Annotated in this window: 18 protein-coding genes; 6 read left to right on the forward strand and 12 right to left on the reverse strand. The window is 59.0% G+C overall.

Annotation, left to right across the window (positions count from 1 at the left end; genetic code table 11):
- Nucleotides 1-18: 18 nt before the first annotated feature.
- From AC1Q8Q_RS06020 to AC1Q8Q_RS06030, 3 genes are all read right to left on the reverse strand, one after another.
- Nucleotides 19-240, reverse strand: coding sequence for an FmdB family zinc ribbon protein (locus tag AC1Q8Q_RS06020; RefSeq protein ID WP_007977333.1), 222 nt, complete (start codon nucleotides 238-240; stop codon nucleotides 19-21).
- A gap of 136 nt (nucleotides 241-376) precedes the next feature.
- On the reverse strand, nucleotides 377-715 hold the full coding sequence (locus tag AC1Q8Q_RS06025) for a ribbon-helix-helix domain-containing protein (protein ID WP_020798463.1): 339 nt from the start codon (nucleotides 713-715) through the stop codon (nucleotides 377-379).
- A gap of 256 nt (nucleotides 716-971) precedes the next feature.
- On the reverse strand, nucleotides 972-1,442 hold the full coding sequence (locus AC1Q8Q_RS06030) for a Dps family protein (RefSeq protein WP_020798464.1): 471 nt from the start codon (nucleotides 1,440-1,442) through the stop codon (nucleotides 972-974).
- Between the two features lie 306 nt (nucleotides 1,443-1,748).
- Here AC1Q8Q_RS06030 and AC1Q8Q_RS06035 point away from each other — a divergent pair, with 306 nt between their 5' ends.
- Nucleotides 1,749-2,351: a cold-shock protein gene (locus tag AC1Q8Q_RS06035; protein WP_020798465.1), complete on the forward strand. Its 603-nt coding sequence runs from the start codon at nucleotides 1,749-1,751 to the stop codon at nucleotides 2,349-2,351.
- Nucleotides 2,352-2,422: 71 nt separating this feature from the next.
- Here the strand turns inward: AC1Q8Q_RS06035 and AC1Q8Q_RS06040 are convergent, their stop codons facing one another.
- Together AC1Q8Q_RS06040 and AC1Q8Q_RS06045 are read right to left on the reverse strand one after the other, a co-directional pair.
- Nucleotides 2,423-2,629: a SlyX family protein gene (locus tag AC1Q8Q_RS06040; RefSeq protein ID WP_007977339.1), complete on the reverse strand. Its 207-nt coding sequence runs from the start codon at nucleotides 2,627-2,629 to the stop codon at nucleotides 2,423-2,425.
- Nucleotides 2,630-2,632: 3 nt separating this feature from the next.
- Complete coding sequence (locus AC1Q8Q_RS06045; protein WP_020798466.1) at nucleotides 2,633-3,058, reverse strand: HIT domain-containing protein; 426 nt, start codon at nucleotides 3,056-3,058, stop codon at nucleotides 2,633-2,635.
- Between the two features lie 907 nt (nucleotides 3,059-3,965).
- On the opposite strand from AC1Q8Q_RS06045, the gene AC1Q8Q_RS06050 reads away from it, so the two are divergent.
- A complete protein-coding gene (locus AC1Q8Q_RS06050) occupies nucleotides 3,966-5,294 on the forward strand; it encodes an OprD family porin (RefSeq protein ID WP_168758853.1) in 1,329 nt (442 codons plus the stop codon).
- 208 nt (nucleotides 5,295-5,502) lie between these two features.
- On the opposite strand, the gene AC1Q8Q_RS06055 is transcribed toward AC1Q8Q_RS06050, so the two are convergent.
- Both AC1Q8Q_RS06055 and AC1Q8Q_RS06060 read right to left on the reverse strand, forming a co-directional pair.
- Nucleotides 5,503-6,345 (reverse strand): mechanosensitive ion channel family protein, encoded by an 843-nt coding sequence (locus AC1Q8Q_RS06055; protein ID WP_168758854.1) that lies wholly within the window; start codon nucleotides 6,343-6,345, stop codon nucleotides 5,503-5,505.
- A 141-nt stretch (nucleotides 6,346-6,486) separates the two neighbouring features.
- Nucleotides 6,487-6,972, reverse strand: a complete 486-nt coding sequence (locus AC1Q8Q_RS06060) for a YajQ family cyclic di-GMP-binding protein (protein ID WP_007977344.1) — start codon at nucleotides 6,970-6,972, stop codon at nucleotides 6,487-6,489.
- Between the two features lie 142 nt (nucleotides 6,973-7,114).
- Here AC1Q8Q_RS06060 and AC1Q8Q_RS06065 point away from each other — a divergent pair, with 142 nt between their 5' ends.
- From AC1Q8Q_RS06065 to AC1Q8Q_RS06075, 3 genes are read left to right on the forward strand one after another with little or no spacing between them, the layout of a single operon-like run.
- Nucleotides 7,115-8,032: a putative 2-dehydropantoate 2-reductase gene (locus AC1Q8Q_RS06065; protein ID WP_492614887.1), complete on the forward strand. Its 918-nt coding sequence runs from the start codon at nucleotides 7,115-7,117 to the stop codon at nucleotides 8,030-8,032.
- Nucleotides 8,033-8,077: 45 nt separating this feature from the next.
- The gene (locus AC1Q8Q_RS06070; RefSeq protein WP_492614888.1) at nucleotides 8,078-10,114 is read left to right on the forward strand and encodes a sensor histidine kinase; all 2,037 of its coding nucleotides are present in this window, start codon (nucleotides 8,078-8,080) and stop codon (nucleotides 10,112-10,114) included.
- Between the two features lie 2 nt (nucleotides 10,115-10,116).
- Nucleotides 10,117-10,698: a cob(I)yrinic acid a,c-diamide adenosyltransferase gene (locus tag AC1Q8Q_RS06075; protein ID WP_033039748.1), complete on the forward strand. Its 582-nt coding sequence runs from the start codon at nucleotides 10,117-10,119 to the stop codon at nucleotides 10,696-10,698.
- Nucleotides 10,699-10,762: 64 nt separating this feature from the next.
- On the opposite strand, the gene AC1Q8Q_RS06080 is transcribed toward AC1Q8Q_RS06075, so the two are convergent.
- The 4 genes from AC1Q8Q_RS06080 to secA form a co-directional block, all read right to left on the reverse strand.
- Nucleotides 10,763-11,707 (reverse strand): Nudix family hydrolase, encoded by a 945-nt coding sequence (locus AC1Q8Q_RS06080; protein WP_020797887.1) that lies wholly within the window; start codon nucleotides 11,705-11,707, stop codon nucleotides 10,763-10,765.
- Nucleotides 11,704-12,336: a glutathione S-transferase family protein gene (locus AC1Q8Q_RS06085; RefSeq protein ID WP_033039752.1), complete on the reverse strand. Its 633-nt coding sequence runs from the start codon at nucleotides 12,334-12,336 to the stop codon at nucleotides 11,704-11,706. The genes AC1Q8Q_RS06080 and AC1Q8Q_RS06085 overlap by 4 nt, the downstream gene beginning before the upstream one ends.
- A 145-nt stretch (nucleotides 12,337-12,481) precedes the next feature.
- Complete coding sequence (argJ, locus tag AC1Q8Q_RS06090) at nucleotides 12,482-13,699, reverse strand: bifunctional glutamate N-acetyltransferase/amino-acid acetyltransferase ArgJ (protein ID WP_020797885.1); 1,218 nt, start codon at nucleotides 13,697-13,699, stop codon at nucleotides 12,482-12,484.
- Nucleotides 13,700-13,821: 122 nt separating this feature from the next.
- Entirely contained in the window at nucleotides 13,822-16,557 is a 2,736-nt protein-coding gene (gene secA / locus AC1Q8Q_RS06095; protein ID WP_020797884.1) for a preprotein translocase subunit SecA, read from the reverse strand.
- Nucleotides 16,558-16,864: 307 nt separating this feature from the next.
- Here secA and AC1Q8Q_RS06100 point away from each other — a divergent pair, with 307 nt between their 5' ends.
- Nucleotides 16,865-17,320, forward strand: coding sequence for a DUF721 domain-containing protein (locus AC1Q8Q_RS06100; protein ID WP_020797883.1), 456 nt, complete (start codon nucleotides 16,865-16,867; stop codon nucleotides 17,318-17,320).
- Nucleotides 17,321-17,422: 102 nt separating this feature from the next.
- Here the strand turns inward: AC1Q8Q_RS06100 and AC1Q8Q_RS06105 are convergent, their stop codons facing one another.
- Nucleotides 17,423-18,910, reverse strand: a complete 1,488-nt coding sequence (locus AC1Q8Q_RS06105) for a helicase HerA-like domain-containing protein (protein ID WP_492614889.1) — start codon at nucleotides 18,908-18,910, stop codon at nucleotides 17,423-17,425.
- Nucleotides 18,911-18,985: the final 75 nt, after the last annotated feature.

Consider the following 18,985-nt stretch of genomic DNA (forward strand, 5'->3'; position numbering starts at 1 on the left):
CAACTCAGGTCCTGAAACCTAGTCAGCTTTGTCGCCGCCGGCCAGGTTCTTCTTGGAACCGGTCTTGAAATCGGTCTCGTACCAGCCTGTGCCGCTGAGGCGGAAGCCTGGCATGGACAGCATCTTCTTAAGCTCTGGCGCCTGGCACGCAGGGCAGTCGACCAACGGTGCATCGCTGATCTTTTGAATGGCTTCCAACTGATGACCACAGGAAGCACATTGGTAATCGTACATCGGCATGGGGGTTGTCTCGGCGATCAGATTGCTACCGCGCACGCTGGGTTTTGCGGCAAAGAGCGGGATTATATCCATTAAATGCAGCCTGTGCAGCCGTAAGACTGCACAGATCGACACGCTGCCCTTTGATACATCAGGTTCAAGCCAGAACCGGGCAACGCCCCTCCTTGCGACTGTGGACAACACAGACCACCCGCACCAGCCCGCTGAAATTTCTCACCCCGCCATGACGCAAATGCACTTGGCGATCGACATGGGACAGCAACGCGCTGACCGAACAGCTATTGACCCTGGCCATGTCGGCTAAAATATCCCAATACACCTGCTCAAGCCGCAAACAGGTGGCAAAGCCATTCAATCGCACCGATCGGGACAACGGCCGGGCCAACCCCATATCGAACTCACTGACAAATGGATCGACCGTTATATCCTTGGTCTGCCCGCCCCGGCCCTCAGCTCTCCTGCCTTCATATTCCATATCGCTGACACTCCTTTGCCATTTGCGGTTTCTATAAGAGCAACGTGAGTGCTTATAAAAACGCCAGGGCAAAGTTATAGCCAGATGACTTTATGACCATCCGCGTAGGATAAGCCAACAACGGAAGGCGGATGAGGGAGTGCGTCCTAGTCAGGCACTTTTCCTACAGCAACGAGCGAAGATTCGCTCAAGCAACTGGGCGCCATTCTGACGAAAAGGAGCGCGCGAACAACAATGCCATCCACGCGCCAGTGCATCATTGATCCAAGAGTGCGCGCAGCATCCACGCGGTTTTCTCGTGGACCTGCATGCGTTGGGTCAGCAGGTCAGCCGTAGGCTCGTCGCTGACTTTTTCGAGCAACGGGAAGATCCCTCGGGCGGTGCGCGTGACAGCCTCCTGCCCCGCCACCAGTTGCCTGATCATGTCTTCGGCAGCCGGCACACCCTCTTCCTCCTTGATGGAAGACAAGCGCGCATAAACGGAATAGGCGCCCGGGGCCGGGAACCCGAGCGCGCGAATTCGCTCGGCAATCGAATCGACCGCCAAGGCCAACTCGTTATATTGCTCCTCGAACATCAAATGCAGGGTGCGAAACATCGGGCCGGTGACGTTCCAATGGAAGTTATGGGTTTTCAGGTAAAGCACATAGGTGTCCGACAGCAGACGAGAAAGTCCGTCGACGATGGACTTGCGATCCTCTTCACTGATACCGATATCGATTGCCATGTTTTTCCCCTAAAGGTGATGAAGTTCATCCAACAGGTGCAGGACCACTCTAGCAAGCCTGTCGCCAGGCTGCAGCCCGCAAGCCTCGGCGGGCGACAGCAAGGGCTGCGATGCACCGCTGGACTCCTTGATTTGAGTAGCCTGCAGCTTTGCTGTTAAATAGACCGCGTGTCGTCAGTGCCTATTTTTTCGGGTGCTACGCATAGGCTGATACCGGGCACGTGTCCAACGCCTCTTATTTATTCCGAAGCGAACCGTGCGCCATCAGCTCTTCCTTGTGAGCTGTCTTAACGTGAGTTAATCAAAATGTTGAAAATCGTCCACCTGCTGATAGGCGCAGCGGCCTTGCTGCTGTCCTTCTTCCCTAGCCTGCGATCCGAAGCCCTGCCTTACCTGCAACAACCCGAGGCGCTGTACCTGGCCTTTTTCGGCCTGCTCAACCTGACACTTGCTCCAGTTATCCCTTACTGGAACAAAGGCCCGCGCCATCAATTGCAGAATCTGGTCAGCGCCCTGCTGGTGTTGGCTGTCGTCCTGCAAACCCTGACGCTGATCGCAGAGATTTCGGTCATTGCCGGTCAGCCTGCCGTGCTGTTCAGCCTGGTTGCAGCCCTGATCGCTGTTGCCCTGCACCTGGCCATCAGCTTCTACAAATCGTCACCGGCCGCCGCTTCGCCTAGCTATGACATGAGCAACCGCGATACCGGTACCGTCAAGTGGTTCAATACATCCAAAGGCTTCGGCTTTATTTCCCGCGACTCCGGCGATGATATTTTCGTGCACTTCCGGGCCATTCGCGGTGAAGGCCATCGCGTTCTGGTCGAAGGCCAGCGCGTCGAGTTCTCCGTCATGAATCGTGACAAAGGCCTGCAAGCCGAAGACGTCATCGCCGCCCTGCCGCGACGCTGATCAACGGCAACAAAAAAACCGCGAACGAGTTCGCGGTTTTTTTATGCCTGCGTTTCTTCCAGCGCTACTACTTAATAATGCGGCGGTGGCGCTTCTTCTTCGAAAGACTCGAACTGGCCGACCATTTCCTCTTGCCGCTTGAGGAGCGCGGCCATTTGCAGCTGCAGGCGCTCGACAACCCGCTGCTGCGCCACCAGGACATCATTCAATGCCTGGATGGTGTCATCCTGAAACGCCAGGCGGCTTTCAAGGTCGGTGACGCGCTCTTCGAGGCTCATGATTCAACCCTCCTCAAACTTGAAATCATCGGTCAACACCAGACGCAGCCGTTCGCGAATCGCCTCGACCTGCTCTGCACTGTAAGGTTTGGCCGGGTGCTTGCCCCAGATAGGTGCCGGCCAGGCCGCGTCTTCATGCTTGCGCACGATCACATGCATGTGCAACTGACTGACCACGTTGCCCAGGGCAGCGACGTTCAGCTTGTCGGCATCAAACGAGTCCTTGAGCAATTCTGCCAACGAGGTCGTTTCCTGCCACAGCTGCTGCTGATCGGCGACACTTAACTGAAATATCTCGCTGATATCGTCCCTGCGTGGCACGAGGATGAACCAGGGATAGTTCGAATCATTGGACAGCAGCAACCGACAAAGCGGGAAATCGCCAATCGGTAGTGTGTCTTGTTGAAGTCGTGGATCTAAAGCGAACACTGCACATACTCCCGCCAGGTCATCATTATTCAGCTTAGCGCCCATCCAGAGAGATCGTACGCCAAGCCACTGGACGGCAGGATACCTTGCCAGCTTTGCAGCGAACCACCGCCCACGCTGTTCGAGGATCCAAAAATGGTACATGCGCGCCCCGAGATGAGACATTTCCTGCGAAAAAGCACCAATATAGAACTAATGGGCTGCAAAAAACGCGGAAATGACCAGAACGCTACGACCCGCCCACACCACCTAAAAACTCCGACTGTTTGAATTCAGTACAGTCATTGAAATTTTTTGCACCAAAACCGCACAGTACGTCTACGCTAAGTGCTTCGCATATCCGCCATTTACTCACTGGCGGGGTGAACCGGTAACGCTTTTGCATGTCACGCGGCCAGACATGGAGGTCAAACACGATGCCCACCCCTGCGTCAAGCCTGAAATAAAGCAGCATGAGCCCCCCGGTTTTATGAGGTTTTTACCGCTTCAAGCAACCAGACAGAAAAAAACATCGATGGAGTTCTGATTTGTGCACGCTTGTTGCATTGATACCCACATCGTCTATAAGGCACCGCGGGAAGCGGCCAGCCTCAAGACCAAAAAAAAACAGTGGCAGGGTAGCCCGATGGAGATTCAAACGTTTCACCAGGGACTCTTTTTATCGATGCGCCAGTCCAGAAAAACAGCATTAAAGTTGTCAGTCCGGTTGCATCGGGGCTGTAAATTTGCGACATCTAGCTAGCCGTTTACGACAGGGTCGTAAAGAAGCTGAAAGGATAGATGCGCAAGTATCGCCAACATTGTCGGCGTGATATAAGTTTGCGCCGACACAAAAAGAAAGAGCCGCCCAGATAATAAAACAGGTGGAGCGGCAGTACTCTTCTAAAAACCAAAGGAGCAAATCACGATGCGCGTGATGAAGTGGAGCATGATCGCACTGGCTGTTGCAGCTGGTACCTCGCAGTTCGCAGTGGCGTCGTCCCAGGACGAGTCCAAGGGTTTCTTCGGCGACCAAAGCCTGAAACTCAAAACCCGTTTTGAGTACATGAACCGCGACTACAAGAACGGCGCGAGCAACCCATCGAGCGGCACCGCCGGCTATCGTCAGGACTCCGGTCTGAGCCAGTTGCTCACTTACGAGTCGGGCTTCACTCAAGGTACTGTTGGTTTCGGCCTCGACGCCATGGCCATGGGCGCAGTGAAACTGGACGGCGGTTCAGGCAAGCGTGGTAACGGCCTGTTCGCTAACGACAGCGACGGCAACCCGGAAAAATCCCAGGGCAAGCTGGGCGGTGCAGTGAAACTGCGCCTGTCCGACACCGTCCTGAAATACGGCCAGCAGTTCGTTGCCAGCCCAGTGTTCGCGACTGACGACAGCCGTATGCTGCCGGAAGTGGCTACCGGTACCCTGATCACTTCCAAGGAAATCAAAGGCCTGGAAGTAAGCGCTGGTCGCTTCACCGCGCTGAGCAAGCAAACCGGTATGGCCCGTGACAGCATCGGCGGCCTGCCAGATGAAGACGGTTTCCACTCCAAGGGCCTGAGCGACGGCATCAACATCTTCGGTGCCAGCTACGCCTTCACCGATAACTTCACCGCTGCCGTGGCTGCGTCGGATGCTGAAGAGTACTTCAAGAAGTACTACGTCAACATGAACCTGACCGTGCCGATCAACGACGAACAGTCGCTGAACTTCGACCTGAACGGTTACAAAACCAAGGGCGACAAGCGTGGCGACCTGGTTGACGCAATCGGCGACGGCACCCTGGGTGTGGACAACAACCTGTGGTCCCTGGCAGCTGCCTATAGCCTGGGCGCTCACAAATTCACCCTGGCCTACCAGCAGTCGAGCGGCGACAACGCTTACTACTACGGCGTTGACGGCAACAGCACCATCTTCGTATCCAACTCCATTCAGATCTCCGACTTCGTGGGCCGCGAGGAGAAATCCTACCAAGCTCGCTACGACCTGAACATGGCGCAATACGGCGTTCCTGGCCTGAGCTTCATGACCCGTTACGTAATGGGTGACAACATCAAGACCAACGGTCTGGGTGAAGGTAAGGAAAACGAGTGGAACCTGGAGTCCAAGTACGTCGTACAGGAAGGTCCAGCAAAAGACCTGTCGTTCCGTGCACGTTTCGCCAACTACCGCTCGAACGGCGCGTACAGCGGCTACTCGTCTGACGTCTACGACACCCGCCTGATCATCGAGTACCCACTGAGCATCCTGTAATCAGGGTGTAAGTAGGCAACTGCGTAGATCAAGAACCGCCCACCTTTTCAGGTGGGCGGTTTTTTTATGCCTGCCATATGTCAAACACTACAGCAAGCAACTTCCGCGCATAACGTTAATACTTTTTTCAATGAACTGATCAATAGTCACAAAAAAACCCGAGAGACTATTAATCTCTCGGGTTTATGTATCCATTAACAAAACAGGCTTACTGTACGGCCGCTTCCTGAACCACACGAACTACACGCTGTGGAAATGGAATGTCAATACCCGCCGTTTTCAATCGGTCACGGGACTGTTCGTTAAACATGAACATCACATCCCAGTAATCCGCTGTTTTCACCCAGACACGCAGGGAAACGGTGATTGAACTGTCACCCAGGGTCGAAATGACTGCTTGCGGTGCCGGGTCGTCCAACACGCGCGGATCCTTGGCCAGTTCCAGCAAGACTTCACGAGCCTTTTGCAAATCCGCTTCGTAATCGACACCCACATCAAACACCACCTTGCGGGTCGGTTGACGGTTGGTGTTGGTGATGATGCCGTTCGACAGATTGCCGTTAGGCACGATGATGGTCTTGTTATCGCCGGTGCGCAGCACGGTGTGGAAGATCTGGATGCTGTCGACGGTACCCGCTACGCCTTGGGCTTCGATCCAGTCACCGATACGGAACGGACGGAAAAGCAGGATCAGCACGCCGCCAGCGAAGTTCGCCAGGCTGCCCTGCAACGCCAGGCCAATGGCCAGGCCAGCCGCACCGATCGCCGCCACGAACGAAGTGGTTTCCACACCAATCATCGACGCCACGCTGACGACCAGCAGGATCTTCAGAATGATGTTCGCCAGGCTGCTGATAAAGCCTTGCAGCGCAAGATCAGCGTTACGCAGGGCTATCAGGCCACCGAGCTTGTGCGTGACCTTGTTGATCAACCACCAGCCGATCGCCAGGGTAATCACTGCCAGCAGCACACGGCTGCCATATTCCATGATCATCGGGATCCAGGACTGGGACACCTTGACCAGGTTGTCTACTTCAGCATTTAAGTCCATCTGCTTTCTCCTGCATTTTTCCGGCTACCCGGCACGCGAAAAATAAAGCGGCAGAAAGACCAAATCCTGTGCGGATCGATCGTTTCTGCCGTTGCTTGGGCCTCGGACGCCGAAAACGCCTGGAGGTTCCCGCCTTGCACGTCAGTCGCGGAAGTTGTTGAACTGCAGCGGCATGCCGAATTCCTTGGCGCGCAGCACTGCAATGGCTTCCTGCAGGTCGTCACGCTTCTTGCCGGTGATGCGCACCTGCTCACCCTGGATGGCGGCCTGCACCTTCAGCTTGGCGTCCTTGACGTGAGCGACGATTTTCTTCGCCAGCTCCTTGTCGATGCCTTCCTTGAGCACAGCTTCCTGCTTCATCAGCTTGCCCGATGCAAACGCATCCTTGACCTCAAGGCACTGCACATCGATCTTGCGCTTGACCAGGGCCAGCTTGAGGATCTCAATCATCGCTTCGAGCTGGAAATCCGCTTCAGCGGTCAGGTTGACGGTCAGGTCCTTTTCCTTGAACTCGAAGCTGCCTTTGCCTTTCAGGTCATAGCGACGATCGAGCTCCTTGACGGCGTTCTCGACCGCGTTGGTGACTTCGTGTTTGTCCAGTTCGGATACCACGTCGAACGACGGCATGTAATCTCTCCAATAAATAGGGCGCGCTCGATCTAGATGGAGCACGCCTGGCTTGCGGTTAAAATCCGCGCTGATTATAACGGGTCTTTCCGATCATTCACTGCGAGCCACCCATGCGCGCCTTAAACAGAGCAAAAAGCTGATGTCCACCACCTGGCATGTACTAGGCGCCGGTAGCCTCGGCACGTTGTGGGCCACTCGCCTGGCTCGGGCCGCAGTGCCGGTGCGCCTGATACTGCGTGACTCAGCCCGGCTACGGGCGTACGAGGCGGCAGGCGGCTTGACCCTGGTGGAACATGGCCAGGCACAGCTATACCCGGTAAGCGCCGAAACGGCCGACAGCCTAGCGCCGATTAATCGACTACTGGTCGCCTGCAAGGCCTACGATGCGGAACTGGCCGTGGCACAGCTGGCACCCCGACTGGCGCCTGGCGCCGAACTGATCCTGCTGCAGAACGGCCTGGGCAGCCAGGACGCCGTGGCGGCGCAAGTCCCGCAGGCGCGCTGCATTTATGCGTCAAGCACGGAAGGCGCCTTTCGCGACGGTGACTGGCGTGTAGTCTTTGCCGGGCACGGGTTTACCTGGCTGGGAGATGCCGGCCATCCCGTCGCCCCGATCTGGCTGGACGACCTCGACGCCGCGGGCATTCCCCATGAGTGGAGCACCGAGATTCTCACCCGGTTGTGGCGCAAACTGGCACTCAACTGCGCGATCAATCCGTTGACAGTGCTGCACGATTGTCGCAACGGCGGGTTGCAGGAGCACCGTTGTGAGGTCGCCACCCTGTGCGGCGAACTCATCGAGCTGCTTGAGCGGTGCGGCCAGCCAGCAGCTGCCGAAAACCTGCAACAGGAGGTTGAACGGGTGATCCACGCGACCGCTGCCAACTACTCCTCGATGTACCAGGACGTCAGCAACCGGCGCCGCACCGAAATCAGTTACCTGCTGGGCCATGCCTGTAAAGTCGCGGCGCGGCATCAACTGAACCTGCCGCACCTCAATCAGCTTGAGTCCAAGTTGATCGCGCGCCTGCTCAGCCTTGGATTGCCCAGCGACTGAGCAGCGGCTACGCTGGCCACTTGTTCCCTTGCAGCGATAAACCTGATGCCATTGCGCCAGCGTCTTGAAAACCTCCCTGTCGGCCAGAAACTGCTGGCCGCCCTGTTGGTGCTGTTGACCACTGTACTGCTGGTTGCGAACCTGACCTTTATCAGCGCCGCTTACTACATTTCCCAGGAAAGCATGGCGCCCCAGGCCCTGCAGACCATCGGCCGACTGGTCTCCAACCCGAGCCTGGTATCTGAGGCACTGCAATCGCCGCAAAGCGCCCAGCGCCTGCTCGATGAGCTCGACAGCTATTCACCACTGCGCGCTGCAGCCCTGTATGACGGCAAGGGCGAGCGCCTGGCGCAGTTGCAACATGGCGATCACCTGAGCCTGCCCAAGCATTACCGGAACATCGAATCCTGGCAAGTCACCGAGTTTCGCAGTAACCAGGTCATCACCCTGCCTCGCCCCGGTACCGCACCAGGCCACTTGCTGCTGGTGGCCAGCAGTGAGCTGCCCATGGCGTTCTATACCGGGACCCTGACCGCCAGCCTGGGAATCCTGATTTTCAGCGTGCTGCTGTGGCTGGTCATCGCGCGCCAGATCAAACGCCTGATTACTCGGCCGATTCATCAGCTGGAGGAGCTCTCCCGCCAAGTGACCCGGGAAGAGAACTACGCCTTGCGCGCCTCGCGGGGCAATCACGATGAAATCGGCAGCCTGGCCGAGGCGTTCAACACCATGCTCTCGCGGATCGAGGCCCGGGAACAGCAACTCAAACGCGCCCGCGATGACTCCCAGGCCGCGTATGACCAGGCCCAGGGACTGGCCGAAGAAACCCGCCACACCAATCGCAAGCTGGAACTCGAAGTCCAGGTACGGAGCAAGATCGAGAAAAAACTCACGGGTTTCCAGAATTACCTCAACAGCATCATCGACTCCATGCCATCGGCGCTGATCGCCCTCGACGAACAGCTTTACGTAACGCAGTGGAACCAGGAAGCCAGCGCCCTTTCCGGTACACGCCTGGACGAAGCCTTGAACCAGCCGATCTTCCTCGCCTTCGAACCGCTCAAGCCCTTCCTGCCGCAGCTCAAGCAAACCGTCGAGCAACACACGGTGGCCAAGATCGAGCGCGTGACCTGGGTCAAGGACGATGAACCCCGCCACTACGCCCTGACCTTCTATCCGTTGATGGGCGGTGCCGGACGCGGCGTGGTGATCCGCATCGACGACATTACCCAGCGCCTGTCCCTTGAAGAAATGATGGTGCAGTCAGAGAAAATGCTTTCCGTCGGTGGCCTCGCCGCCGGCATGGCCCACGAAATCAACAACCCGCTCGGAGCGATCCTGCACAACGTGCAGAATATCCGCCGCCGACTGTCCCCTGAACTGCCCAAGAACCTGGAACAGGCCGAGCAGATCGGTGTCGAGCTGTCGACCGTCAACCAGTACCTGCAAGCACGCGAAGTGCCACAACTGCTCGACGGCATCCAGCAGGCCGGCGCCCGGGCGGCGAAGATCGTCACGCACATGCTTAGCTTCAGTCGGCGCAGTACCCGCCAAATGGCCCCGTGCGATCTGCCGGCGCTGATCGACCAGGCGGTGGAAATCGCCGGAAACGACTTCGACCTGGCGATTGGTTTCGACTTCAAGGGCCAGGCGATCATTCGCCAGTTCGACCCGGCGCTGGGGCCGGTGCCCGGTACCGCCAACGAGCTGGAACAGGTGCTGCTCAACCTGCTGAAAAACGCCGCTCAAGCCATTCACCAGCGTGAAGACGACAGCGAACCAGGGCGCATCATCCTGCGCACCAAGCTGAATCCGCCGTGGGCGGAGATCCAGGTCGAAGACAACGGCATCGGCATGAGCGAAAGCGTGCGCAAGCGCATCTTCGAACCGTTTTTCACCACCAAGGAAGTCGGTCAGGGTACCGGCCTTGGCCTGTCGGTCTCGTATTTCATCATCACCAACAACCACAAGGGCCAGATGGAAGTGCAATCGACCCTTGGCCAAGGCACCTGCTTTACCCTGCGCCTGCCATTGGCGAGCACCCCGCTCGTCTCTCAAGAACTCAACCAGTTAACGAGGTAACCATGGGCTTTCGCTTGTCGAAGATTTACACCCGCACCGGCGACAAAGGCGAAACCGGCCTGGGCGACGGTCGCCGTGTGCCCAAGGACCACCCGCGGATCGAGGCTATTGGCGAGGTAGATACGCTCAACAGTCAGGTCGGAGTGTTACTGGCTGGACTGGCGGCAGAAATTGCCCTGCATCCGGGCTTGAAGGAAGTGATCGAGGTATTGGCGCCCTGCCAGCACCGGTTGTTTGACCTCGGCGGTGAACTGGCCATGCCGGAGTATCAGGCGCTGAACGCCGCGGAAATCGAACGCCTGGAAGCGGCGATCGATGTGTGGAATGCAGAGCTTGGGCCGCTGGAGAATTTCATTCTGCCGGGGGGGTCGATGCTGATCGCCCAGGCTCATGTGTGCAGAAGCCTGGCCCGCAGTGCGGAGCGCCGCTGCCAGCATTTGAATGCTGTTGAGCCTTTGGGCGGGGTGGGATTGGCTTATATCAATCGGCTGTCGGATTTGTTGTTTGTGGTGGCAAGATTGATTGCCCGGCGTCAGGGGGTTGCCGAGATTTTGTGGCAGCCGGCGGTGAAACCAGAGATTTAGCCGTCGCCTTTCAGACCGACTTCGCGAGCAGGCTCGCGAAGGGGTCAGTGGCTACACCAGGGAATCAAGTCTCAGGCCAGAACGCCCGAATCCCCGCCACGCCCTGCGCTCCTGCTGCCCAAGCTTTCTCGACTTCCGCCGGGCCAACCCCACCCAGCAAAAACACCGGCCTGCTGAAACCCTCGATCAAGCTCGAAGCCTGCTCCCAGCCAAGCGGTAGAGCGCCCGGATGCGTCAAGGTCGGCTGCACCGGCGACAGGGTCACGAAGTCCACACCCATCTCCTCGGCCAGCGCCAGCTCTTCAGCGTTATGGCAAGACGCCGCCAACCAGCGCGATGCCGGCAACGGACGACCGGCAGCCGCGTACTTGCGCAACTGTGCCGACGTGATGTGCCAACCGGCGGAGGGGAAATCTCCCAGCCACTCGAACGGCCCCTTGATCATCAGCTGCGCCTTGCCGGCACACAGCCCGACGGCGTCCACAGCCAGATCGCGGTACTTCGGGTCGTAACCGTTTGGTGCGCGCAACTGGATCAGCTTGATGCCGCCCGCGATGGCTTTCTGGATCCCTCGCAACAGGGCCGGGGTTTCCAGGTCTTCAGGCGTGATCAGGTATTGCTCGGGCAAGCGCGCGGCCGCCACGATTGGCCGGTTGGCCTCAGGGAACTCGTAACCCGACAGATCACGCGCCGTCACCCAGGCCAGTGGCTGACCTTCGGCGCCGTGAGGCTCACCGGTGAACGCCGAGACTTCCCAGACATCCAGCAACACCTGCTTGTCCGGGTAATCGTGCCGGACCTTGATCAGCGGGCGTGCCGCGCCGACCACGATACCCAGCTCTTCCTGCAGCTCGCGGGCCAAGGCGCTTTCGACCGACTCGTCGGCCTCGACCTTGCCACCGGGAAACTCCCACAGGCCGCCCTGGTGCTGAGTATCGGCACGACGGGCGATGAGGATCTTGCCGCTGCCATCACGGATAACGGCGGCTGCTACGTGTACTCGTTTCACCGCTTGATCTCCTCCAGGCCGGCCTTTTGCCAAGCCTTGAACGCTGGCCATTGGTAGAGGGTTTCAACATAGGCTTCGTCGACTGCCGACAGCTTGACCTGATAGGTACGCAGGCGCACGGCAATGGGTGCAAAAAACACGTCGGCCAGGCTTATGCGACCGAACAGGTAGGGCCCAGGCTCGGTCGCGACAGAGCGGCATTCAGCCCACAACGCCGACATGCGCTCGATGTCTGCCTGCACATCCGCCGGAACCGGCGACAGCGGCGCGTCATGACTCAGGTCGAATGGCATGTTGCCGCGCATGGCGAAGAATCCACTGTGCATTTGCGCGCACGCCGAACGCGCCTGGGCACGGGCGGCGATATCCTTGGGCCACAGGCCCGCGTCGGGAAACTGTTCCGCCAGGTATTCGGCAATCGCCAGGGAGTCGGCGATGGTGCCGTGTTCGGTCTTGAGCAACGGGACCTTGCCGGTTGGCGAGTGCTTGAGCAGACGTTCGCGGGTGTCCGGCTGGTTCAGCTTGATCAATTCTTCGGTATAGGTGGCGCCGGTCAGATCGAGGGCCAGGGCACCACGCAGGGACCAGGAGGAAAGCAGTTTGTCGCCGATGATCAGGTGGAGGCTCATGTTCGGGACCTTTTGATGAGGTGGACAGGCCAAATTCTTTAGCGTCTGGTCATCCGTCATCGCGGGCAAGCCCGCTCCCACAGTGATCGCGCCGTACCACGGAACCTGTGGGAGCGGGCTTGCCCGCGATGGGGTCGACTCGGTCTTAAGTACGGTACTCGGCGTTGATCTTCACGTACTCGTGGGACAGGTCGGTGGTCCAGATGGTTTCGCTGCAATCACCACGACCCAGTTCGATACGAATAGTGATTTCTTCCTGCTGCATCACCGCCGCGCCCTGGGCTTCGGTGTAGGTCGCAGCGCGGGCGCCACGGCTGGCGATGCACACTTCACCGAGGAACACATCGATCTTGCTCACGTCCAGGTTCGGCACGCCGGCACGACCAACAGCCGCGAGGATGCGGCCCCAGTTCGGGTCGGAAGCGAACAGCGCAGTCTTGATCAATGGCGAGTGGGCCACGGTGTAGCCAACGTCCAGGCATTCCTGGTGAGTGCCGCCGCCGTTGACTTCAACGGTAACGAATTTGGTCGCGCCTTCGCCGTCGCGAACGATCGCCTGGGCCACTTCCATGCACACCTCAAATACCGCCTGCTTGAGCTTGGCGAACAACTCGCCTTCGGCACGGGTGATTTCCGGCAACGCCGCCTGACCGGTGGCGATCAGCATGCAGCAGTCGTTGGTTGAGGTGTCGCCATCGATGGTGATGCGGTTGAACGACTTGTTGGCGCCGTCCAGCATCAGGTTTTGCAGCACATCGCGAGCAACCTTGGCGTCGGTGGCGATATAGCCGAGCATGGTCGCCATGTTAGGGCGAATCATGCCCGCGCCCTTGCTGATACCGGTGACGGTGATGGTCACGCCGTCGTGCTGGAACTGGCGGCTGGCACCCTTTGGCAGGGTATCGGTGGTCATGATGCCGGTGGCGGCAGCTTCCCAGTTGTTCTCCGACAGATCGTCGAGGGCAGCTTGCAGTGCGCCCTCGATTTTCTCGACCGGCAGCGGCTCGCCGATCACACCAGTGGAATACGGCAGCACCAGGCTGGCGTCTACGCCGGTCAACTCTGCCAGCTTGGCGCAGGTGCGCTCGGCCGCGGCCAAACCTGGTTCACCGGTACCGGCGTTGGCATTGCCAGTATTGGTCAGCAGGTAACGCACCGGACCTTGCACGCGCTGCTTGGCCAGGATCACCGGGGCGGCGCAAAAGGCGTTCAAGGTGAATACACCCGCCACCGTCGAGCCTTCGGCACAACGCATGACCACAACATCCTTGCGCCCCGGGCGCTTGATACCGGCCGAGGCGATACCGAGTTCAAAACCGGCAACCGGGTGCAACGTTGGCAAAGGACCAAGACCAACAGCCATTAATGCGCTCCTTTATAAATGATGTCTGCACCGCTTCAGCAAAAGCGATGGTAAAAATGGCAAAACGCCGCGACGGCATGAGCCGGTCGCGGCGCGGGTATTTCAGCGTATGAAACGGGGGGTTACTGGATCTGCCCGTGGCAATGCTTGAACTTCTTGCCCGAACCGCAGTAGCACAGTTCGTTACGGCCCAGCTTCTGCTCGTTGCGAACCGGGGCGGTGGCGAGGGCCACATCGACCTCTTCACCCAACTGCTCCGGCTGCTCCAGGCTCGGAGCCTCTTCATGCAGGAACTGCATGCGCGCCGCCAGTGCCTCGGCTTCCTGGCGCAGGCGCGCCTCTTCCTCGGCCGGATCTTCGCGACGCACCTGAACGTGTGACAACACACGGATCGAGTCGCGCTTGATCGAATCCAGCAGCTCGGAGAACAGCGTGAACGACTCGCGCTTGTACTCTTGCTTCGGGTTCTTCTGCGCATAACCGCGCAAGTGGATACCGTGACGCAGGTGATCCATGGTCGACAGGTGGTCTTTCCACAGGTCATCCAGCACGCGCAGGACGATTTGCTTCTCGAAGGTGCGCAGCGCTTCCGCGCCCGCCTGGTCTTCTTTCTCGTTGTACGCGGCGATCAGCTCCTGCATCAGCTTCTCGCGCAGGGTTTCCTCGTACAGGTGATCGTCTTCGTCGAGCCACTGCTGGATCGGCAGCTTCACACCGAAATCGCTTTCCAGGGCCGCTTCCAGACCCGCCACGTCCCACTGCTCTGGCAGCGATTGCGGTGGAATGTGCGCGCTGACGGTAGCGTTGAGTACGTCCTGGCGGAAGTCAGCAATGGTTTCACCGATGTTGTCGGCAGCCAGCAACGTGTTACGCATGTGATAGATCACTTTACGCTGTTCGTTGTTGACGTCGTCGAACTCGAGCAGTTGCTTGCGAATATCGAAGTTGCGACCTTCAACCTTGCGCTGGGCCTTTTCGATGGCGTTGGTCACCATGCGGTGCTCAATCGCTTCGCCAGGCTGCATGCCCAGGGCCTTCATGAAGTTCTTCACCCGATCAGAGGCGAAGATGCGCATCAGGCTGTCTTCCAGCGACAGGTAGAAACGACTGGAACCGGCGTCACCCTGACGACCGGCACGACCACGCAATTGGTTGTCGATACGGCGCGATTCGTGACGCTCGGACGCGATCACCTGCAAACCACCCGACTCGAGCACTTGCTGGTGACGTTTCTGCCAGTCCGCCTTGATCTGGGCAATCTGCTCAGGCGTCGGGTTTTCCAGCGAGGCCACTTCCACTTCCCAGTTGCCGCCCAACAGGATGTCGGTACCGCGACCGGCCATGTTGGTGGCGATGGTCAGTGCACCCGGGCGACCGGCCTGGGCGATGATCTCGGCTTCTTTTTCGTGGAACTTGGCGTTCAGGACCTTGTGCTCGATGCCTTCCTTGTTGAGCAGGTCGGACATGCGCTCGGAGGTTTCGATGGTCGCAGTACCCACCAGCACCGGACGGCCCGCGGCCATGCTTTCCTTGATGTCAGTGACGATTGCCGCATATTTCTCGTCGGCGGTCAGGAACACCAGGTCGTTGTAGTCTTTACGGGCCAGCGGCTTGTTCGTCGGAATGACGATGACCTGCAAGCCATAGATCTGATGGAACTCGAACGCCTCGGTGTCGGCCGTACCTGTCATGCCGGACAGTTTGTTGTACAGACGGAAGTAGTTCTGGAAGGTGGTCGAGGCCAGCGTCTGGCTTTCGGCCTGGATGTTCAGGTTTTCCTTGGCTTCGATGGCCTGGTGCAGGCCTTCGGACAGACGGCGACCGGGCATGGTGCGACCGGTGTGTTCGTCAACCAGTACGACCTGGCCGTCCTGCACGATGTATTCAACGTTGCGATGGAACAGTTTGTGCGCACGCAGACCGGCATAAACGTGGGTCAGCAGGGCCAGGTTGTGCGCCGAATACAGGCTCTCGCCTTCCGCCAGCAGGCCAAGGCGGGTGAGCGCGTCTTCGACGAACTGGTGACCGGCTTCGTTGAGCTCGACCTGGCGGGTCTTCTCGTCAACGGTGTAGTGACCGGCCTTGGTGACTTCGCCTTCGACTTCTTCGACGTGCAGCTCCAACTGCGGGATCAGTTTGTTGATCTCGATATACAGCTTGGAGCTGTCCTCGGCCTGACCGGAAATGATCAGCGGGGTACGGGCTTCGTCGATGAGGATGGAGTCGACTTCGTCGATCACGGCAAAATTGAGTTCGCGCTGGAATTTTTCTTCCATGCTGAACGCCATGTTGTCGCGCAGGTAGTCGAAACCAAACTCGTTGTTGGTGCCATAGGTGATGTCGGCGGCATAGGCCAGGCGTTTCTCTTCCGGCGGCTGGAATGGCGTGACCACGCCGACCGTCAAGCCGAGGAATTCGTAGAGCGGGCGCATCCAGTTGGCGTCACGACGGGCCAGGTAATCGTTCACCGTCACAACGTGCACGCCCTTGCCGGACAATGCGTTGAGGTAAACACCCAGTGTTGCCACCAGGGTCTTGCCTTCACCGGTACGCATCTCGGCGATCTTGCCTTCATGCAAGGTCATGCCACCGATCAGCTGGACATCGAAGTGGCGCATACCCATGACGCGCTTGCCGGCTTCACGGGCAACCGCGAAGGCTTCCGGCAGAAGCTGGTCGAGGGTTTCCCCTTTGGCGAAGCGGGCCTTGAACTCGTCTGTCTTGGCACGCAATTGATCGTCCGAAAGGGCCACCATTCGCTCTTCGAAGGCATTGACGAGTTGCACCGTCTTGAGCATGCGTTTGACTTCACGCTCGTTCTTGCTTCCAAAAAGTTTTTTTAACAAAGGCGCAAACATATCGGCAGGATCTTCCACACTAAAGGGATGGAGGGCGGCCCCGTGAGTCGCCCGAGCAGCCCTCATGGCCGCATGCGAACGAGCATTCTACCCGGAAACGGTGGTGAGGAAAGTGGCGTTACTCCACGATGCTGGCACAGCGTTGTGACGGGGCTCATTTAAAATAAGGGCAAATCGCTGAACTTCAAGCCATTCACGGCAGAAGTTACTGGTTGATTTAATGGGTAAAGCGCGCGCAAAGCAATGGGGCGGGCGCATCCGGTGCTTTCTGCTACCATGGCGGCTCTGTTACTTCAGGTGTCTGATCATGGCATTTCGCCCTCTTACGGCCAGAGCACCCGCCGTCCTGCTTCGCGAAGCCAAGCCGCTCAAGGCCATTCTAGGCCATGCTCAACGCCTGGGTCATTTGCAACGCTTGCTCGAGAGCCAGCTGCAACCCGCCGCGCGCGCGCATTGCCACGTGGCGTCCTGGCGCGAAGGCAGTTTGTTGCTCATTGTCACCGATGGTCATTGGGCCACCCGCCTGCGCTACCAGCAAAAACGCCTGCAGCGGCAACTGCAGATGTTCGATGAGTTCGCCAGCCTCACGCGAATCCTCTTCAAGGTCCAGCCGCCTACCGTTCAACAAGGGGCGACCGGGCATACCATGGATTTATCCAATGATGCGGCCGCGACCATCCAGGCCACGGCCGACGGCATCAGCGATCCAAATCTGCGGGCGGCGCTGGAGCGCCTGGCGGCGCACGCCAAGTCCAGGGCATGACATAGAACCCCTGTGGGAGCGAGCCTGCTCGCGAAAGCGGTGCTTCAGTCGACATAAATGTTGAATGTAACATCGGATTCGCGAGCAGGCTCGCTCCCACAGTTAGCGGCGTTTGCTGCCGCCCAACAATGACCCCATCAACCCGCGCACCAATTGCCGTCCCAGCTGATTAGCCGCCTGTCGCATCGCTGATTTCAGTGCCTGTCCCGCCGCCGTGCCGAGAAACTCTCCGGCTTGCTCGGTGAAGCTCGGCTCCTGCGCCGCCGGTTTCGCCGGCGCTGCCTCAGGTTCGGGTGCCAGCCCCTTGCGGCCCATCAGTATTTCATAGGCTGATTCGCGATCGATCGCCTTGTCGTACCGCCCCTTGCACGGCGAACCGGCTATCAGCAGCGTGCGCTCCGTTTCCGTCAGCGGCCCGATGCGTGATTGCGGTGGAGCCACCAGCACGCGCTGGACCATTTCCGGTGTGCCCTTGTCCTGCAAGGTGCCCACCAGTGCCTCGCCGATGCCCAGCTCAGTCAGCACCGACAGGGCGTCAAACGCCGGATTCGGTCGGAAGCCATCGGCCACCGCTCGCAGAGATTTCTGCTCCTTGGCGGTGAACGCGCGCAAGCCGTGCTGGATGCGCAGGCCCAGCTGGGCCAACACGTCATCGGGCAAGTCGCCCGGTGACTGGGTGACGAAATACACCCCCACCCCTTTGGATCGAATCAGCCGCACCACTTGTTCCAGTCGATCCTGCAGCGCCTTGGGCGTGCCGGCGAACAACAAATGCGCCTCGTCGAAAAACAGCGCCAGCAACGGTTTGTCCGCATCGCCACGTTCCGGCAGTTGCTCGAACAGTTCCGCCAGCAGCCACAACAGGAACGTCGCGTAGACCTTGGGGGCTTCATGCACCAGGCGACTGGCATCGAGCAGATGGATGCGCCCGCGGCCATCGGCGGTCGGTTGCAGAATATCCTCCAGTTGCAGCGCCGGCTCACCAAACAGCGCCTCAGCGCCCTGCTGTTCCAGGGTTGCCAGGCGTCGTAGCAGGGCCTGGCTGGAGCCGGTGGTCATCAGCGCCGCGTCATCCCCCAGCAGTTCGGGGTGGTCCTTGAGGTGATTGAGCAGCGCCTTGAGATCCTTCAGATCCAGCAGCAACAAGCCTTCGCGGTCGGCCACCTTGAACGCGGCATACAGCGCCGACTGCTGGCTGTCGGTCAATTCCAGCAGGCTGCCGAGGAGCAACGGCCCCATTTCGCTCAACGTCGTGCGTAAAGGATGACCGGACTGACCGTGAATGTCCCACAAGGTCACCGGATAGGCCGCAGGCTTGTGGCTCAGCCACGGCATGCCGGCAATGCGCTCGGCGACTTTGCCCTGGGGGTTGCCGGCAGCGCCCAGGCCGCACAGGTCACCCTTGATGTCGGCGGCAAAGACCGCCACGCCGGCATCGCTGAAGGCTTCGGCCAGACGTTGCAACGTGACGGTCTTGCCGGTCCCGGTAGCGCCTGCGATCAATCCGTGACGGTTCGCCAGGCGCATGGCCTGGGCGATCGGCTGGCCCGCGAGATCGGCGCCGATAACAAGTTGCAATGAATCAGGCATTTGGTCACCCATGGTTAATCTTTGGTCCTACACAGCCGATAGAAATATCGACAAAGCAGACAGACACAAATCTGT

Source organism: Pseudomonas sp. GW823-FHT06B06, assembly GCF_058795195.1.

Bases quoted from the DNA above. Each gene is read 5' to 3' on its own strand.
- AC1Q8Q_RS06020 (WP_007977333.1), bottom strand. From the start codon at position 240: ATGCCGATGTACGATTACCAATGTGCTTCCTGTGGTCATCAGTTGGAA.
- AC1Q8Q_RS06025 (WP_020798463.1), bottom strand. From the start codon at position 715: ATGGAATATGAAGGCAGGAGAGCTGAGGGCCGGGGCGGGCAGACCAAG.
- AC1Q8Q_RS06030 (WP_020798464.1), bottom strand. From the start codon at position 1,442: ATGGCAATCGATATCGGTATCAGTGAAGAGGATCGCAAGTCCATCGTC.
- AC1Q8Q_RS06035 (WP_020798465.1), top strand. From the start codon at position 1,749: ATGTTGAAAATCGTCCACCTGCTGATAGGCGCAGCGGCCTTGCTGCTG.
- AC1Q8Q_RS06040 (WP_007977339.1), bottom strand. From the start codon at position 2,629: ATGAGCCTCGAAGAGCGCGTCACCGACCTTGAAAGCCGCCTGGCGTTT.
- AC1Q8Q_RS06050 (WP_168758853.1), top strand. From the start codon at position 3,966: ATGCGCGTGATGAAGTGGAGCATGATCGCACTGGCTGTTGCAGCTGGT.
- AC1Q8Q_RS06055 (WP_168758854.1), bottom strand. From the start codon at position 6,345: ATGGACTTAAATGCTGAAGTAGACAACCTGGTCAAGGTGTCCCAGTCC.
- AC1Q8Q_RS06060 (WP_007977344.1), bottom strand. From the start codon at position 6,972: ATGCCGTCGTTCGACGTGGTATCCGAACTGGACAAACACGAAGTCACC.
- AC1Q8Q_RS06065 (WP_492614887.1), top strand. From the start codon at position 7,115: ATGTCCACCACCTGGCATGTACTAGGCGCCGGTAGCCTCGGCACGTTG.
- AC1Q8Q_RS06070 (WP_492614888.1), top strand. From the start codon at position 8,078: ATGCCATTGCGCCAGCGTCTTGAAAACCTCCCTGTCGGCCAGAAACTG.
- AC1Q8Q_RS06075 (WP_033039748.1), top strand. From the start codon at position 10,117: ATGGGCTTTCGCTTGTCGAAGATTTACACCCGCACCGGCGACAAAGGC.
- AC1Q8Q_RS06085 (WP_033039752.1), bottom strand. From the start codon at position 12,336: ATGAGCCTCCACCTGATCATCGGCGACAAACTGCTTTCCTCCTGGTCC.
- argJ (WP_020797885.1), bottom strand. From the start codon at position 13,699: ATGGCTGTTGGTCTTGGTCCTTTGCCAACGTTGCACCCGGTTGCCGGT.
- secA (WP_020797884.1), bottom strand. From the start codon at position 16,557: ATGTTTGCGCCTTTGTTAAAAAAACTTTTTGGAAGCAAGAACGAGCGT.
- AC1Q8Q_RS06100 (WP_020797883.1), top strand. From the start codon at position 16,865: ATGGCATTTCGCCCTCTTACGGCCAGAGCACCCGCCGTCCTGCTTCGC.
- AC1Q8Q_RS06105 (WP_492614889.1), bottom strand. From the start codon at position 18,910: ATGCCTGATTCATTGCAACTTGTTATCGGCGCCGATCTCGCGGGCCAG.